Here is a 16,636-nt window from a genome sequence, read left to right as displayed (position 1 = left end):
AGTTGCACAAATTAAGTGAATTCAGTTCGGAAGATCCGCCTGTTTTGCGACGATCTTATGAATTCATTTTAATGATGTTAAGTTCGCATCGCTAAAACTTCTCTTCACCTTGACGTAATAATTGATGACTCTACCTCCCTCGGTTTCACCGGCTCTGGCAGCTACTTCAGCCACTCTTGTTTCTAGCTCGCCAAAGCTGGCATCTGGCAGTTACAGTGCGCGTAGTCAGGCGATTGAACCTTTTCATGTCATGGCCTTATTGGCACGTGCAAACGAGTTGCAAGCGAGTGGGCATGATGTCATTCACCTCGAGATTGGTGAGCCCGATTTCGTCACAGCGGCACCGATTATTCAGGCGGGGCAGGCTGCGCTGGCCGCGGGCCACACCCGTTACACCGCGGCGCGTGGGTTACCACAATTGCGCGAGGCAATTAGTGGATTTTATCAACAGCGTTACGGTGTGCAAATCGATCCGCGCCGCATCTTAATTACACCCGGTGGTTCTGGTGCATTACTGTTGGCCACCAGTTTACTGGTGGATCCGGGTAAGCACTGGTTGATGGCAGACCCAGGCTATCCTTGCAACCGACATTTTTTGCGTTTGATTGAAGCCTCTGCACAATTGGTGCCAGCAGGGCCTGAAGTACGTTATCAATTGACCCCAGAATTAGTGTCGCAATGTTGGCAGGCAGATACCGTTGGCGCATTAATTGCCTCACCTGCCAACCCAACCGGAACGTTGTTGAAGAGAGAAGAATTAGCTGCGTTATCGGCGGCGGTTCGTGCGCGTAGCGGACATCTTGTGGTTGATGAAATTTATCATGGACTCACTTATGGCGTTGATGCCGCAAGTGTGTTGGAAGTTGATAACGAAGCATTTGTGCTCAATAGTTTTTCCAAGTATTTTGGCATGACAGGTTGGCGACTTGGTTGGTTGCTTGCACCGGAAGCCGCGGTGAGCGAACTCGAGAAATTAGCGCAAAACTTATACATCAGTGCGCCAAGCGTCGCGCAATATGCCGCTTTAGCATGTTTTGAACCTGCCAGCATCGCGATATTTGAAGAGCGTCGTCACGCATTTGCCCGTCGCCGTGATTTCTTATTACCAGCGTTGCGAGAATTGGGTTTCAAGATCACTGTGGAACCAGAAGGTGCATTTTACTTATATGCAGATATCAGCGAGTTTGGCGGCGATGCCTATGCTTTTTGTCAGCATTTTTTAGAAACTGAATATGTTGCCTTTACGCCGGGATTAGATTTCGGCAAATATCAGGCGCAGCAGCACGTGCGTTTTGCATACACCCAGGATTTACCGCGTTTGCAGCAAGCGGTCGATAGGATTGCGCGCGGCCTACAAACTTGGCAAAGTCGTCGTGTTTCTTAACGTGATGAGTTGATCCGCACATCGAATGCTGTTGTCTTGTGCGTCAAACTGCGCATTTCGTGCTACTTTTCTATTAAAATCCGAGATAGCTTCCGGCTGCTCGTGTTGCGATGATTTGCTTGTATAGTATTCGCGCGGCGGTTCGTATATCTCTCTATTCGTCGCTGAAGATTACGCCTTAGAGACCATTCATTAACCTGGAGTTGTTTATGTCTGTGCTGCCTGTCATCCGACAAATCTTATTCAGTCTATCGCTTTTCATTTTTGCGCCCGCCCAAGCGGAGTTTATTCAAACGGCGATCACGGTGGGCGAGGGCGTCAATACTTTGCATGGCAGTTTGTTAGTGCCCGGACATAAAGCCAAACCTTTGGTGGTGCTGATGATTGCTGGTTCAGGGCCAACTGACCGCGACGGGAATAGCCCAGCTTTACCTGGCAAAAATAATAGTCTGAAGATGTTGGCAGAAGAGTTGGCGATTGCCGGTTTTGCTTCGGTTCGTTACGATAAACGCGGTGTTGGTGAAAGCTTTGCTGCGGGTGGTGCAGAAGAGGATTTGCGTTTTCAAACGTATGTCGCTGACGTGCAAAGTTGGATCAAATTATTAAGTCAAGATGCGCGTTTTAGCGGTGTTGTTGTGTTAGGCCACAGTGAAGGCTCGACCTTGGGAATTATGGCTTTGCAGAACCTCTCCGCGCAAGCCTATGTTTCTGTTGCTGGCCCAGGGCAATCAGCAGCCAAAATTTTGCGAACGCAATTGGCGAACAAGTTGCCTCCTGATTTGGCCAAAATGAACGAGGCGATTTTGACCAACATGGAAAAATCTGAATACGTTAAAGATGTTCCTGCGCCTCTATTGGCTTTGTATCGCCCTAGCGTACAGAGTTATTTGATGTCTTGGTTTCCTATCGTGCCAGCGGATGCGATTAAAAAGCTGACCATGCCGATTGCGATTTTTCAGGGCGATACCGATATTCAGGTTGGTGTGAATCAAGCTGTGCTATTAGCACAGGCACAGCCCAAGGCAGAGTTTCATGTGATCAAAGGAATGAACCATATTATGAAGTCGGTACCCGCAGAGAATAGTCAACAAGTGGCTTCATACAGCGATCCCAATCTGATGCTCGACGGAGACTTCGTTAAAAAACTCATTGTTTTCTTAAAGAAGAATATGGCGACGAAATAAAGATTGCGTGTTCAAATAAATTGAGCACCGTAAAAATGCAATGGATTCAGCATTCTTACGGTGCTATTTTTTTGTAGTCTGATGGACTGAATCTTCTAAGGCAGCATGCGTTTCAAGGTGTTGTCCTTGACGAAGTAGTGGTGATACAAGCCAGCAAGCGCGTGTAGGCCAATCAAGTAATAGCCGACCAAGCCGGCAGTTTCATGTAGCTCTTCGATACTTTTTGCGAGCGCTTTATCTGGCGCAATTAATGGTGGTAATTCAAGACCAAAGAAGGGTATGGTTTGGCCTTCACCACTCAAGATAAGCCACCCTGCAAGTGGCATTCCTATCATTAGGCCATATAGAGCGATGTGCATAACATTCGCCAACAAGGCTTGCCATGCTGGTGGCGCAGGAATAATGGCGGGCGTTGGATTGCGCAAGCGTATCAACAGTCGTAAAACGGCAAAACCTAACACGGATAAGCCCAGCATGAAATGCCACATCTTGATGGCTTTACGCGCATCGGTGCCCTTGGGGAAAAGCTCGCGTAATTCTATCGTTGCATAGACGGCGATAAGTAATAGCAGCATAAACCAGTGTAAGCCGATACTAAGCTTGTGATAACGCTGGATGCTGATGGTGGGTACTGCCTTCGGGATAGCCATAAAAATTCCTTTGATTGGGTTAATCGACCCTTGTCTTTATATGATAGGCGAACTCAGCCTAGCACTGCAAAAAAGTGTCGTATTATTTGTAAAAGCGCAAGCGATGCTGTGTAGCGATGAGAAAGTCCTTTGATATTTCGTATTTGAGTGAGCGGAATTCGTCGTTGATCTCATTTCGCGCACGCATTGATGCTACACGTCTTACAGTAGTATCCGCGTTGAACTGAACAAGGAAAGCATATGTGGAAGAAATTGTCTTCTTGGTACAAAGATTGGAATGATGAACAACTTGCAGTGCTGTTAGATCCGCAACGCGCAGAAGATATTACGATCCCTTGGCGTAAAAAGATGGCTAAGCAATTATTGACGCTCACTGAGATCGAGCGTCAGCAACTCTATCAATTTAGTATCGTTTATCAGGGTGCTAAATTGTGGCTGACCATACTCAAATTAAGTTTGGTATTTTCATGTCTGGGTTTGGTTTTGTATTCGATGAAAACCAAGTTACATTGGCTCCCCGCGATTTTGGTGGTCAATATGTTGGGATGGATCTTGGTATTCGCTTTAGTGGGTATTTGGTTTAATTATCGTCAGATTGCAAAGCGTCGCTTCCGCATATCGCTCAGTGCCTTCATGGGCGTTTTGTGTGGTTTCTTTGGCTTCACGACGCTCAGCGCACTAGTGCAAGGTAAGGACGTGTGGACAACCATCTGGAAAGACGGACCATTGGTATTAATTGTCGCGGCAGTATTGGGGGCTGTGTACGTGCTCTTGATCGGTATTGTTGCTGGTTGGCGTAACCAAGGCTATGAAAAGATTGCCGCCCAATTGGCACTAGATGCAGAGCGAGAAAAAAATGCACGGCAAGAAAGCGAATCGCAGTTGCGTCTATTGAGAGCGCAAATCGAGCCACATTTTCTATTCAATACGCTAGGCGCGGTTCAACAATTAGCTGAGCAAGGTACGCCAAAAGCCGCTGAATTGACTGCCAACTTAATTGTGTTTTTACGCGCCAGCATGAGTGAAATGCGCGCAGAACAAATTACGCTTGCTGAAGAATTCCGTTTGATTCACGCTTATTTGGAAGTAATGAAGGCCAGAATGGGGGTGCGCTTAAGCTTTGATATCAACTTGCCCACCGCATTGGCGGCGATTCCTGTGCCTAGTATGATGTTGCTGACGTTAGCCGAGAATGCAATCAAACATGGTATTGAACCGTCTTTGCGGGGTGGGCATATTCATGTCTTCGCCGAAAAACTTGGCACGGATCTTTTGATCACGATCCAAGATAGCGGTGTCGGTTTAAGTGACACACCAAGCCCGGGAATTGGACTGCAAAATGTGCGAGATCGTTTGCGTTTGCAATATGGCGCACATGCTTCTCTATCGATTGCAGAAGCTGAGCAGGGCGGTGTCATCGTCGAGGTGAATATTCCTTTGGCGTGACTAGTTGACGATCGCATAAATTGTTCTGTGGATTATAGGAATCTGGAAAATGAAAACAAAAATTCTCATCGCTGAAGATGAACCATTGATGCGTGAACGCCTGATCATGCAACTGACCAAGTTGTGGCCTCAGGCAGAGATTGTGATGGTGGCAGAAAACGGGAACGATGCTTGGGATGGCTACCTTGAGCACGAGCCAGATTTGGTCTTGCTCGATATTCGCATGCCCGGCTTATCTGGGATTGAAGTTGCGCAACGAATTGGCAAAAATGCGCAGATCATTTTTATCACCGCTTACGACCAATACGCGATAGACGCTTTTGATGCTGGTGCTATTGATTATCTTTTAAAGCCTGTGCAGGAAGAGCGCCTGCAAAAAGCAATTGAACGTGTGCAAGATAAATTGCGCAATGTTTCGCAAAATGCGCTGCACACAACATCACATGATTTGACGTCGATATTAAAAAGTCTGCAAGCCGCAGCGGTGACCACTAAACCAGAAAAGATGAAGTGGATTAAAGCGAGTGTTGGCAAGCAAATCAAATTGATTGATGTCGACGAAGTTTTGTTTTTTCAATCGGATACCAAATACACCCGTGTGGTATTGGCGGAGTATGAGGCCTTACTGAGAACGCCATTGAAGGACTTATTAGATGGACTCGATAGCGACAAATTTTGGCAAGTACATCGCTCTACCGTCGTGAATGCAAAGGCGATTGCGGCGGCTGAGCGTATTGATGCTGAACGTATGCAGATCTTGGTTAAAGGGCATAGTGAGAAGTTGCTTGTCAGTCGAAACTTCACTTATTTGTTTCGTGAATAAATGAAGTGGTATGTTCGCTATTCTGAATAAACATGCTGCTAAAGCAGTAGTTTTGACAGTTGCATTGATTTTATTTGCCTTATTAACTATTGTTGTTTTTATCTTCGTTTGTTTTATACAACCGCATAGAAATTTTTTTGCGGTGTTTTGAAACTATATAAAATTCAGTATTCATCTATGTCTTCGGCTTATTTGATAATGAATTTAGTGATTTTTCCTCTAAAATTTTGACTCGTACAATTTGATACTTGCCGTTACACTTTACATACAAATACAGAATCCAAATAAATCTGAGATAAATTGGATCAAATGAAGCGTTCGGGGAGAACCTGTAGTCAAAAGCTATAGGCGCTGAATTACAAAATTGGTATGTAAGCTCAGCGAGATGATGGCAAACTTGTTTTGTCACCGTCGATCAATCTGCCTGTTCATAATTATTTCAAAAAAATGGGGATATTTAATTATGGTAAAGCAGCAAAATAAAGTAGTACGTCCGTTAGTTATGGCGATCTTGGTTGCCAGTGCATTTAGTGTGCAGGCGGCAGATCGTCAAGTCATGAAAGATTTGTCTCCGGCCACTTTGGCTCAGCCAAGCTTAAAGGGATCTGCACTTAAGGTAGAACGCAGCATCACTTATCCAAGCGGTTTGGTTGTTACGCGTCATCAGCAAACTTTTCAAGGCATTCCTGTCTGGAATGAAGCCGTAGTTGAACATGTTGCTAAAAGTGGGAAGCGCGAAGTTACTGGTGCAATGCTACGCAACCTAGATCAAGACCTTCCATCGGTCACGCCTATCTTTAACAAAATTCAGGCGTTGATACAAGCGCAGACTAAAGCGCAAATTTTTGAAATTGAAAATCATCAGGTAAAGATGTATGTCAAACGTGAAGAGAATAACACTGTGCGTTTAGTTTATTTGGTGTCGTTCAACGCAAAAAATACTGAAGAGCCACGTCGTCCTTTTTACATGTTGGATGCGAATACAGGAGCTGTGATTGATCATTGGGAAGGAATTAATCACGCCAATGGCACAGGACCTGGAGGAAATTCCAAAACTGGTCAATATGAATTTGGCGTGAATTATGGTTTTCTCGATGTAACGCAGTCAGGTTCTACTTGCTCGCTCAATAATGCAAACGTTGCGACTTACAACATGAATTCGCGTACTAGCACACCATCAAAGCCACATAGTTACACCTGCCCACGTAATACGGTAAAAGCGATCAATGGCGCATATTCACCAATGAACGATGCACACTATTTCGGTGGCGTCGTTTTCAATATGTATCAAGCATGGGCTGGCGTTCGTCCTTTAACGCAAAAGCTGATTATGAAGGTGCACTACAAGCGTTCCTATGAAAATGCATTCTGGGATGGCACAGCGATGTACTTTGGCGATGGCGCGACAACTTTCTATCCATTGGTATCCTTAGACGTAACATCGCACGAAGTCAGTCATGGTTTCACTGAGCAAAATGCTGGCTTGGTGTATTCCGGTATGTCTGGTGGTATGAACGAAGCGTTTTCTGACATGGCTGGCGAAGCTGCAGAATCCTATATGAAAGGTACGAATGATTTCTTGGTCGGTGCAGATATTTTCAAAGGCGCAGGTGCCTTACGTTATATGGCAAATCCACCACAAGATGGTCGCTCGATTGATCACGCTTCCAGATTTACTAGCACGATGGATGTGCATTATTCAAGCGGCGTATATAACAAAGCTTTCTATTTGTTAGCGACCAAAACTGGATGGAATGTACAAAAAGCATTCCAGGTAATGGCTGATGCGAATCGTTTGTACTGGACTGCTAACAGTACGTTTAATCAAGGTGCATGTGGCGTTGAAACTGCCGCATTGAACCGTGGCTATGTAAAAGCCGACGTGACTGCGGCATTTTCTGCGGTTGGCGTGACCTGCACACCGTAATATTGTTGAGTCACCTTAACGAGAAGCCTGGCGTCAATTCATATTTTCGCCGGGCTTTTTTATTGATGTGTGATTTTTGATCAATTACACTTTTTTCAAGTAACAAGCCTTCAGCATAAAATTACCTGCATCCATCTTGCAGTCAACTTCATGATCACCGCCGACTAAGCGTATGCTCTTTACTTTGCTACCTTGCTTTAAAGTGATAGAAGAGCCTTTGACTTTAAGGTCTTTGATTAACACGACTGCATCGCCGTCCGCTAAGACATTACCGTTGGAATCTTTCACGATACGTTCATCGGATTCTTCGGCTGCGGCTTGCATCGGCCATTCATGACCGCAATCTGCACAGACATAATTGTCGTTATCGGGATAGGTGTTTTCCATGCCACAAACTGGGCAGGCTGGTAACTGAGACATAATTTCTTTCTTACGAGGAGCTTGAGAGCCGCTAGTATAACCGACCAAGTAGATAGATTTGTGATCACGATGTTTGATGTAGCTCGATAAAGTGACTCGTTGTCTATGTTTAACGCGAACTTAGGGTTTGTTGTTTTAGCTAAGAAATGAAGAAAGTGGTGAACGTATTGTTGCGTTCACCACTTTTTTGTGGACAAGCGATGTTGCGCTTACTGCACTCTCGCTTAGTTGACGGTGGCTTTCACGGTCAAAGTATTAAATGCTGAGTAAGCATATACACCGAGGTAGTAACGACCTGCAGCAGGGGCATTGACGGTACAGGTTTCGACGGAAGTTGCGCCATCAGATTTGCACTTGTACGATGCAGTCGTTGGTTTTACCGACAATTGTGAATACAAATCTGCATCACCATTCGCACCGTTTACATTAAATACAATGCTAGTTTTTCCAGCTGGAACATCAATCGCGTAGTATTTCCATGTGCCTGTTGATGCGCTTTGATTGGCTAATCCAACGCCGCTCGTGAGCATGACATCGACTGGTGGCGTGCTGCCAACTAAAGCGCCTTTCAAACCGTAGTAACCAAGTGAAGAATAGTTAGAGAAGCCATTTTGGGGAGTACCTTCCGCACCACCTGCAATCACCAAGCGATAGTTACCTGCGCTTAAATTTAAGCCGATAAATTCTGCAGAACGATTGACGGCCTTATTGCTGCTCGCAATTAAAGTATTGGCAGAATTGTAGATTTTCGCGTCCACATCCAACATACCAAAATACTCAATCGGATCAATTTTCAAATCCAACTTACCATTTCCTGTCACCGTAAAATTGTAGGTGTCGGTATCGCCAGTTTTTTCGATTTGTCCGAAGTTGGTGCTTGGACTGATGTTGCCTGCAGTATCCACCGCTAAGTTTTTACCAGAAGGATTGTCATCAGCGACATAAGGGATAGATTCATTCACATTCATGATGCGTAAGTCGTCTTCAAATCGATTTGCCGTGTTGTATTCGCCTTTGCTCCAAGTCCAGCGACTAGCGGCCCACTGGGAACCCATCCAATAGTTACCCATAATCGGGCCCCATTGGAATGCTGCTATCCCTTCAAAATACTCACCGCCGCTGCCGCCACCATCATGCAGCATGCCCATTTGATGACCAATTTCATGTGCAGCTGTCATGCCGATGCCATAACCATAGTCAAAGCCACTGGATGGATTGCGATATAAAGTGCCCGCTGAGGTGGTACCGAATGAGCTCAACGGTGCGTTGGAGCGGCCATCTTGGTTGACGAAATTTAATACACCTGTACGCAAAATATTGGCAGATTTTGCAGCGTTATAAACCGCAGGATTCGTGGTGATATTGATGTTGTACATCGAAAATTGATCCGCCACGATTTGCCATACCCGATACATATTTTCTTTGCTTACACCATTTAATGGGGTTGTCCCGCTCATGACTGCTGAATGGTTTAAGTAAAAAACCCATGCGCTTCCAGGTTTGCTTTCCAGCTTCGTGACGTCTTCATTATTATAAGGACCAATATGACGTGCTTGACGTAAAGCCATCGGGCTATATACCGGATGAATTGCCCCTGCAAGGGTGTTGAAGGTGGTCGCTTTCAACCAGTTTTCATCTAAATCAGGAACGACTTTGTTGATAGGTACTTCGGTCACACTGACGACACCGTTTGCATCGGTGCTGTATTCATACGCTTTCTTCTCATCATGTTTCACCAGGTAGCCACGTAAATTTTTTGCGTTACCTTTTAAATAGAAATGCGAGTTCGCACTTCCTCGGGCTTTACCTGACACGGATACCAATCCATCTTTGAAGTGATAGTCGGTGATGTCTGTATCGAGGTGTTTGTTCTTAGCGGAACTGGTGTCGGTAGATCGCAAAAAACTTGCATTGGGATTTGCGTGCTGTGCCCCTAAACTTCGAATCAGGGCATCGGCATTACCAATCTCTTGACGGGTACCGTCTGTTGCTGTGGTTGCTGCAGTTGCTGCACCAAATGCACTTAGTAACGAAGCGCAAAGCAAGCTTGAGCCCAAGATTCCTTGAGTTGTATTACTTGTTTTTTGTGGTGAATTTTTTTTCATGTTTGTCTCCCTAATTTAATTACGACGATGTGTGCGGCTTTACTGCCGCTTGTGCTCGCTCCATCTGAAAAAGTCCTTGATCGAGGAAATCCGCTGGATTGACATTCGCTGTGAAGATGGAGCGAAGAGAGAGTTAAACAGAAAATCTTGCAGTTCAATATACCTTTGGTATATTGAAATTCTTTAAATATGTATAGACGAATTGCATGATTTTTCGATAAATTTTCTTTGTATGTATATGTTAAGTATAAATGTCGCCTATTAATCGTCTTTGCCATGGAATAGTCATTTTTATTCCATTTATGTCATAGGAATGTTTACTGATATAAGTTTATTTATTGGTACGTCATTTGTGGTTTTTTGATGGCTTTGCTGAACGATGCGAGACCAAAATAGCGCTCTATCCCCTTGGTCTGAATAAATATCTGAGCAAATTTCCACTAGGAAATAGAATTTTTGTATGATATTTTTTGCACTAGCTTGAACTACATTTTTCGAAGTGAGGTGAATCTTTATGAGTGAACAGATCATTCGTTGCGAGCGCCATGGCATCGCGGGAGCGGTGATGAGTTGTGAACATATAGGCGAGCAAGCTTGTCGCTGTATTTATATTAATCCAGCTGACGAGGAATATCCCGAACAAGCATGGTGCAATATCTGCGAAGATGCCCGGATCAAAGATCGGGGGTGGAATGACTATGCCGACTCGGTAGCAAATTGGTGCTGGATCTGCACCGTTTGCTTGCATGATGCCATCACTAGAGCAGCACAGGTCGTACAAGTTGCGAACCCCACCGCACCGAGTCAAGAATGAGATCGTTTGATTAGATTGATTGAGCTTAGGATAAGCGGTTAAAGCATATTACGCCGAATGAAATTGGTTGAAAGCTGCAGGCAATGAACGGATCGAGTTTATGTAAGTGCCTGGATCAGAAACAGTGGTAGTCGTAGCAACATCTCCAATACGACCAGTAGCAACCCCAGCATCAGTGCTACCCTCAACACAGCGGGAGAAAGCCTCACAGAGAGCTGGACGGTCACAGTCAAAGACAGCACCAATGCCAGCACCAGTGCCACTGTCACAGCCAACTTCACAGTCAACAGCACGCCCTTGAGCGCCAATGTCAGTCCGGCCACGGTCAATCTCAACACCACTGAAGCGGGCACCGTCAGCAGTACCGTCACAGCCACGCCCAGTGGAGGCATCGCACCGTATCGTTACCAATGGAGTCGAACCGTCGGCAGTCGCAGTGTGATTTCTAGCAGTACGGTAAGCGCCCCGAGCATCAGCGCCGCCCTTAGTGTGAATGACAACTTCACAGAAACCTGGAACGTCGTCATCACCGACGCCAACAATGTGAGCAGCAATGCCAATGTGATCGTCAACTTCAAAGTGACGGCATCGGGAGTGGCAGTGGTGCGCTATATCCATACTGACGGTTTAGGTAGCCCGGTTGCAAAGAGTGATGCGAGTGGGAATTTGATACCCAACAGCAGAACCCGTTATGAACCGTATGGGATGACGGTAGCAGGGACGTCGATTCCGACGATAGGGTTCACTGGGCATGTCAATGATGCCGATACTGGTTTGACTTATATGCAGCAGCGGTACTATGATCCTGTCGCGGGGAGGTTCTTGAGTACTGATCCAGTTTTAACTGACTACAATACCGGTGCTAGTTTTAATCGTTACACGTATGCGCTGAATAATCCGTATAAATATGTTGACCCGGATGGAAGAGAATCCATTGTAAATGGAAAGAAAATTAATATAATCCCTGAGGATAAATCTGTCCCTCGTGTTTCAATACCGAATACAGTATTTGCTTCAGGCGTTTCTACAAAAGATATGTTCTTCCATACATACAACGTCACTACTAAAAGTAATTTGACAGACGCGGGAGCCGTTGGTAGGGGAATAGCTAGTTCGCCTACACCTTTGCAGAATAATACTGCGTCACCGAATGGTACTGTCAATATGGTTGGTGGTATTCCATCGTCTGGTAATTCTAATTTCGTTAAGTCGTTTTCAGTTGCCTCACCAGATCCATCCAAATTCACAGATATAACAGTGAACTACACTGTGAAAGGTGCTCATGGACTTAATGAAGGTTTTGTTATGAGGTTTGGTGAAATTGGTTCCAACGGTGCGATAACATTGCGTAGTTATTGTGAAGGAAATGCGTGGCAGCAGATGCCAGCTTTGAAGGAAGTTTGGAATCCACAAGTAACAAAAGTATGGAACGATAATCAAGAAAAAATTATCAATAAAATTGAAGGTAAATAATGAGTATTTTGAACAGCATGAATACTAAAATTATGTCTCAGGTATTACTTGGGATTGGTATCCTTCTTTCATATTATATTTTGATGTTACGGTATGGATGGTATGTTGATTCTGAAAAGGCTCAGTTTTTAACTTTCTGCTTCTTTATATTCGTGGCGCTAATTTTTGGCTTATGGTTATTTTTTCCATCTAAAATTTTAGGAGGATTTTTTACTACCGCTCTTTTTGTTATCCCTCCTGTGTTTGATGAAAAAATTTTTGTGCAACTGAATAAGGGATTTATACCCTATATTTTTGTTTGCGTTTTACTCGTAGTGTCTTCAATGTATTTTCGGCAGGGTGAGCGACGCAGAACCAAGTAAGACACCCATCTCAAAAAGCAGTTATTTGTGATGAGGTTTTGCGGTTATGGTTCTGTTCAGCATTGAATTCGAATGTAAATGAGTGTGTACGTACATCGTAGAAGAAGTAACCTCAATGTCCCTAAACAAAATATCGTTTAAAAACAAAACAACACCAAGTCCGTAAGGCGTAACGAAGTTGTAAGGTGCAATGGGCTTTATCTATTGCACCATTCTAGCCGTTGAGTTACTCGGCAGATAAAGAAGAAGCTAAGCGTATCAATCCGCTTGTCACGCGCCTTGCGAGCCGTGCAGAATAGTTGATCAGGCGCACGGAGCAAGGCGTGCGCCAAGCTAGCGCTAATCGTTCTCGATGTTCGCGGCTTCGATAAGCTGCAAAGCCTAGTCAAGTGAAACAAAGTTCGCTTTTTCGTCGCTCACGACCGCGCGTTGCCGTGAGTCAGAAAAGAGCCACGGGAAGTCAGAATTACGGAAAGCTGGACCGTCACGGTCAAAGACAGCACGCAGGTCAGTACCACTGCCAGCGTCAACATCAACTTCAAAGTCACGATACCGACCTTCAGTGCCAGCATCAACCCCAGCCCCCTGAACCTCACGGCCACAGCACCGGGCTTCATGGGCGGAACTGTCAACGTAACACCGAGTGGTGGCGTCGCCCCCTACACCTACGCCTGGATCAGAAACAGCGGCAGTCGTAGCAACATCTCCAATACGACCAGTAGCAACCCCAGCATCAGTGCCACCCTCAACACAGCAGGAGAAAGCCTCACAGAGAGCTGGACGGTCACAGTCAAAGACAGTACCAATGCCAGCACCAGTGCCACTGTCACAGCCAACTTCACAGTCAACAGCACGCCCTTGAGCGCCAATGTCAGTCCGGCCACGGTCAATCTCAACACCACTGAAGCGGGCACCGTCAGCAGTACCGTCACAGCCACGCCCAGTGGAGGCATCGCACCATATCGTTACCAATGGAGTCGAACCGTCGGCAGTCGCAGTGTGATTTCCAGCAGTACGGTAAGCGCCCCGAGCATCAGCGCCGCCCTCAGTGTGAATGACAACTTCACAGAAACCTGGAACGTCGTCATCACCGATGCCAACAATGTGAGCAGCAATGCCAATGTGATCGTCAACTTCAAAGTGACGACATCGGGAGTGGCAGTGGTGCGCTATATCCATACCGATGGATTAGGTAGCCCGGTTGCAAAGAGTGATGCGAGTGGGAATTTGATAGCCAACAGCAGAACCCGTTATGAACCGTATGGGATGACGGTAGCAGGGACGGCGATTCCGACGATAGGGTTCACTGGGCATGTCAATGATGCCGATACTGGTTTGACTTATATGCAGCAGCGGTACTATGATCCGGTCGCGGGGCGGTTCCTCAGTACTGATCCGGTTTTAACGGATGAAAATTCCGCTGCGCATTTCAATCGATATACCTATGCGTTGAATAATCCGTATAAGTATGTTGATCCAGATGGACGATTGCCGTTCCTCGTGCCAGTTGTTGTCTTTTTGGTGAAAGAAGCCGCAGCAGAAGTGGCGAGTCACTATACTGGTGGTGCCTCGGATTTCCTATCAGTACGTCGTTCTGCGCAGAATGTTGGTGGTTTTGCTCTCAAGAAAATGGCACATGCGGTTGATGGTGCAGTGGCAGATTTGGCAAAGCACAAAGCCGATGATGTTGCAAAGACCATAGACATTTCTAGAGCCAAATATGGCGAAGCAGCAGAGCATATAGCTGACGCACAAAAAGCTGGTCATCCAGATGTGTTGACAATAGCTCGCGATAGCGCTGACCCAAATAGAAAAGCCTCGATTGGTGGGATACCAAAGGTTGCCGGCAAGCAGCTAGATGAGTACCCTCCTGCGATGATGAAAGAGGGAGGTGCAGGAGCGAGTGTTAGAGCAATTAATCCCAGCAACAATATGGGCGCAGGTGCTTGCATTGGTAATGCTTGTCGCGGTCTCAACAATGGTGAAAAAGTTAGAATAAGGGTTGTCGATTAATGGCTAATTTAACATTTCAAATATATTTATCATATTCTCAGATTTCTATTTTTTCGAGTTCCATCTCACAGCCATATAATGACTGGAGTGACCGAAATTTCACTCAAGGATTTTCTTGGCGAAAAGGAAGCGTTTCGTTTCGCGCACTTACAGATGCGGGCAATCACAAAGTCAATTTATTTATCAATGAGCCTAGTTCTGATTTAGAAGATCATATTGTGCGAGCCTTCAGGGTACCTTTTGAGACTTCGGACGGTAAAATCGAAATTGCGGGTATCTCAGATTCAACCCCTTTGGAGATACCACCGGGAAAGTACTCTTTGCAGGTTGAGTTCCTCCATCTCGACGATGAGGTGATGCCTGAGATAAATATCAGGCTAAACAAAGGACAGACTGAATTCGCAATCTTGAAAGCCGATGAAGAATTGATTCTTGATGAGGATTTCGATTTGAAGGCTGTACCAGCAACATAGAGTTGAAAGCGCGGGGTCACCCATTAGCCCCCGGTAGTCAAGTAGTCGAACCAAATACTCGCAAATTACCGCGATAAAAGTTTTCCTGTAGCGCCACCACACGTCCGTTTCAAAATGCCATCGTGCCTTTTGCTTCGTCGTGTGGTTGCGTGAATCGCACCAGTCACCCATGTGGTTCTAGCGAAAATGGTGTTACTGTTTTCGCCCAAGTAGCACTGCTACTCCAGAAGCATCTCAGTACCGCTTTGCGTCCAATTGATGGGCAGATCTGTGGCTACCTTTCGGTTCCAACCCCTTGTGGCTCGCATTGCAGACGACTCATTTCGAACAAAGGCCGTAAGGCGTAAGGAATTGGTAAGGTGCAATGGGCTTCATCTATTGCACCATTCCAGCCGTTGAGTTAGTTGGCAGATAAAGAAGAAGCTAAGCGTATCAAACCGCTTGTCACGCGCCTTGCGAGCCGTGCAGAATAGTTAATCAGGCGCACGGGGCAAGGCGTGCGCCAAGCTAGCGCCAATCGTTCTTGATGTTCGCGGCTTCGACGATCAGCAAAGCCTAATCAGGTGAAACAAAGTTCGCTCCTACGTCGCTCATACCCGCACGGTGTCGGCAGTCAGAAAAGAGCCACGCAAAGTCAAGATCAAAAGCACAGTCGTTGCGGGGGAAATCGCTGCGCGATGTTCACATAATGCACGCTATGCGAAATTGCCCAGTCGTTACACTTGGTGGTGCAATCACGCATAACGGGCTTTATGTCTTACGCCCCTCCACGTCGCCAAGCTATGCTTGTGCGCTTCGATGCGCAAAGATTAGTCAGCCCTACAGGTTCCGCGCCAAGACCGTAAGGGGTAAGGAATTGATAAGGTGCAATGGGCTTTATCTACTGCACCATTCCAGCCGTTGAGTTAGTTGGCAGATAAAGAAGAAGCTAAGCGTATCAAATCGCTTGTCATGCGCCTTGCGAGCCGTGCGGAATAGTTGATCAGGCGCACGGAGCAAGGCGTGCGCCAAGCTAGCGCTAATCGTTCTTGATGTTCGCGGCTTCGATAAGCAGCAAAGCCTAGTCAAGTGAAACAAAGTTCGCTTCTTCGTCGCTCACGACCGCGCGATGCCGTGAGTCAGAAAAGAGCCACGCGAAGCCAAAATTACGGAAAGCTGGACCGTCACGGTCAAAGACAGCACGCAGGTCAGTACCACTGCCAGTGTCAGCATCAACTTCAAAGTCACGATACCGACCTTCAGTGCCAGCATCAACCCCAGCCCCCTGAACCTCACGGCCACAGCACCGGGCTTCATGGGCGGAACTGTCAACGTAACACCGAGTGGTGGCGTCGCCCCCTACACCTACGCCTGGATCAGAAACAGCGGCAGTCGTAGCAACATCTCCAATACGACCAGTAGCAACCCCAGCATCAGTGCCACCCTCAACACAGCGGGAGAAAGCCTCACAGAGAGCTGGACGGTCACAGTCAAAGACAGTACCAATGCCAGCACCAGTGCCACTGTCACAGCCAACTTCACAGTCAACAGCACGCCCTTGAGCGCCAATGTCAGTCCGGCCA

Annotated in this window: 14 protein-coding genes; 10 read left to right on the top strand and 4 right to left on the bottom strand. The window is 46.2% G+C overall.

The annotated features are described in order from the left end of the window. The first annotated feature begins 124 nt into the window (after positions 1 to 124). Positions 125 to 1,384, top strand: a complete 1,260-nt coding sequence (locus H8K33_RS18020; protein ID WP_186892459.1) for a pyridoxal phosphate-dependent aminotransferase — start codon at positions 125 to 127, stop codon at positions 1,382 to 1,384. 209 nt (positions 1,385 to 1,593) lie between these two features. After that, positions 1,594 to 2,568, top strand: a complete 975-nt coding sequence (locus H8K33_RS18015; RefSeq protein ID WP_186892458.1) for an alpha/beta hydrolase — start codon at positions 1,594 to 1,596, stop codon at positions 2,566 to 2,568. Between the two features lie 95 nt (positions 2,569 to 2,663). On the opposite strand, the gene H8K33_RS18010 is transcribed toward H8K33_RS18015, so the two are convergent. Beyond that, positions 2,664 to 3,218, bottom strand: a complete 555-nt coding sequence (locus H8K33_RS18010) for a cytochrome b (RefSeq protein WP_186892457.1) — start codon at positions 3,216 to 3,218, stop codon at positions 2,664 to 2,666. A gap of 240 nt (positions 3,219 to 3,458) precedes the next feature. Here H8K33_RS18010 and H8K33_RS18005 point away from each other — a divergent pair, with 240 nt between their 5' ends. The 3 genes from H8K33_RS18005 (at position 3,459) to H8K33_RS17995 (ending at position 7,414) form a co-directional block, all read left to right on the top strand. Then, positions 3,459 to 4,664, top strand: coding sequence for a sensor histidine kinase (locus tag H8K33_RS18005; protein ID WP_186892456.1), 1,206 nt, complete (start codon positions 3,459 to 3,461; stop codon positions 4,662 to 4,664). Positions 4,665 to 4,713: 49 nt separating this feature from the next. Further along, complete coding sequence (locus tag H8K33_RS18000) at positions 4,714 to 5,487, top strand: LytR/AlgR family response regulator transcription factor (protein WP_186892455.1); 774 nt, start codon at positions 4,714 to 4,716, stop codon at positions 5,485 to 5,487. A gap of 463 nt (positions 5,488 to 5,950) precedes the next feature. Next, entirely contained in the window at positions 5,951 to 7,414 is a 1,464-nt protein-coding gene (locus tag H8K33_RS17995; protein ID WP_186892454.1) for a M4 family metallopeptidase, read from the top strand. An 84-nt stretch (positions 7,415 to 7,498) separates the two neighbouring features. On the opposite strand, the gene H8K33_RS17990 is transcribed toward H8K33_RS17995, so the two are convergent. Both H8K33_RS17990 and H8K33_RS17985 read right to left on the bottom strand, forming a co-directional pair. Then, the gene (locus H8K33_RS17990; protein WP_186892453.1) at positions 7,499 to 7,834 is read right to left on the bottom strand and encodes a zinc ribbon domain-containing protein YjdM; all 336 of its coding nucleotides are present in this window, start codon (positions 7,832 to 7,834) and stop codon (positions 7,499 to 7,501) included. A 224-nt stretch (positions 7,835 to 8,058) separates the two neighbouring features. Continuing rightward, complete coding sequence (locus tag H8K33_RS17985) at positions 8,059 to 9,939, bottom strand: pre-peptidase C-terminal domain-containing protein (protein WP_186892452.1); 1,881 nt, start codon at positions 9,937 to 9,939, stop codon at positions 8,059 to 8,061. A 514-nt stretch (positions 9,940 to 10,453) separates the two neighbouring features. Between H8K33_RS17985 and H8K33_RS17980 the strand changes: the two genes are divergently transcribed. The 5 genes from H8K33_RS17980 to comJ all read left to right on the top strand — a co-directional run bounded on the left by H8K33_RS17980 (position 10,454) and on the right by comJ (position 15,074). Continuing rightward, a complete protein-coding gene (locus tag H8K33_RS17980; protein WP_186892451.1) occupies positions 10,454 to 10,753 on the top strand; it encodes a hypothetical protein in 300 nt (99 codons plus the stop codon). A gap of 297 nt (positions 10,754 to 11,050) precedes the next feature. Further along, positions 11,051 to 12,226 (top strand): RHS repeat-associated core domain-containing protein, encoded by a 1,176-nt coding sequence (locus tag H8K33_RS17975; RefSeq protein WP_222613490.1) that lies wholly within the window; start codon positions 11,051 to 11,053, stop codon positions 12,224 to 12,226. Positions 12,227 to 12,243: 17 nt separating this feature from the next. Then, entirely contained in the window at positions 12,244 to 12,588 is a 345-nt protein-coding gene (locus tag H8K33_RS17970; protein ID WP_222613489.1) for a hypothetical protein, read from the top strand. Positions 12,589 to 13,203: 615 nt separating this feature from the next. Then, a complete protein-coding gene (locus tag H8K33_RS19770) occupies positions 13,204 to 14,601 on the top strand; it encodes an RHS repeat-associated core domain-containing protein (protein WP_222613488.1) in 1,398 nt (465 codons plus the stop codon). Then, a complete protein-coding gene (gene comJ, locus H8K33_RS17950) occupies positions 14,601 to 15,074 on the top strand; it encodes a competence protein ComJ (RefSeq protein ID WP_186892449.1) in 474 nt (157 codons plus the stop codon). Before H8K33_RS19770 ends, comJ begins: the two co-directional genes overlap by 1 nt. Positions 15,075 to 16,134: 1,060 nt before the next feature. Here comJ and H8K33_RS17945 read toward each other — a convergent pair. Further along, a partial coding sequence (locus H8K33_RS17945; RefSeq protein WP_186892448.1) for a hypothetical protein occupies positions 16,135 to 16,636 on the bottom strand: 502 nt, incomplete at its 5' end.

The sequence above is a fragment of the Affinundibacterium amnicola genome (assembly GCF_014284275.1).
Taxonomy (GTDB): domain Bacteria; phylum Pseudomonadota; class Gammaproteobacteria; order Burkholderiales; family Burkholderiaceae_D; genus Undibacterium; species Undibacterium amnicola.
This window is presented reverse-complemented; position numbering and strand designations above follow the sequence as displayed.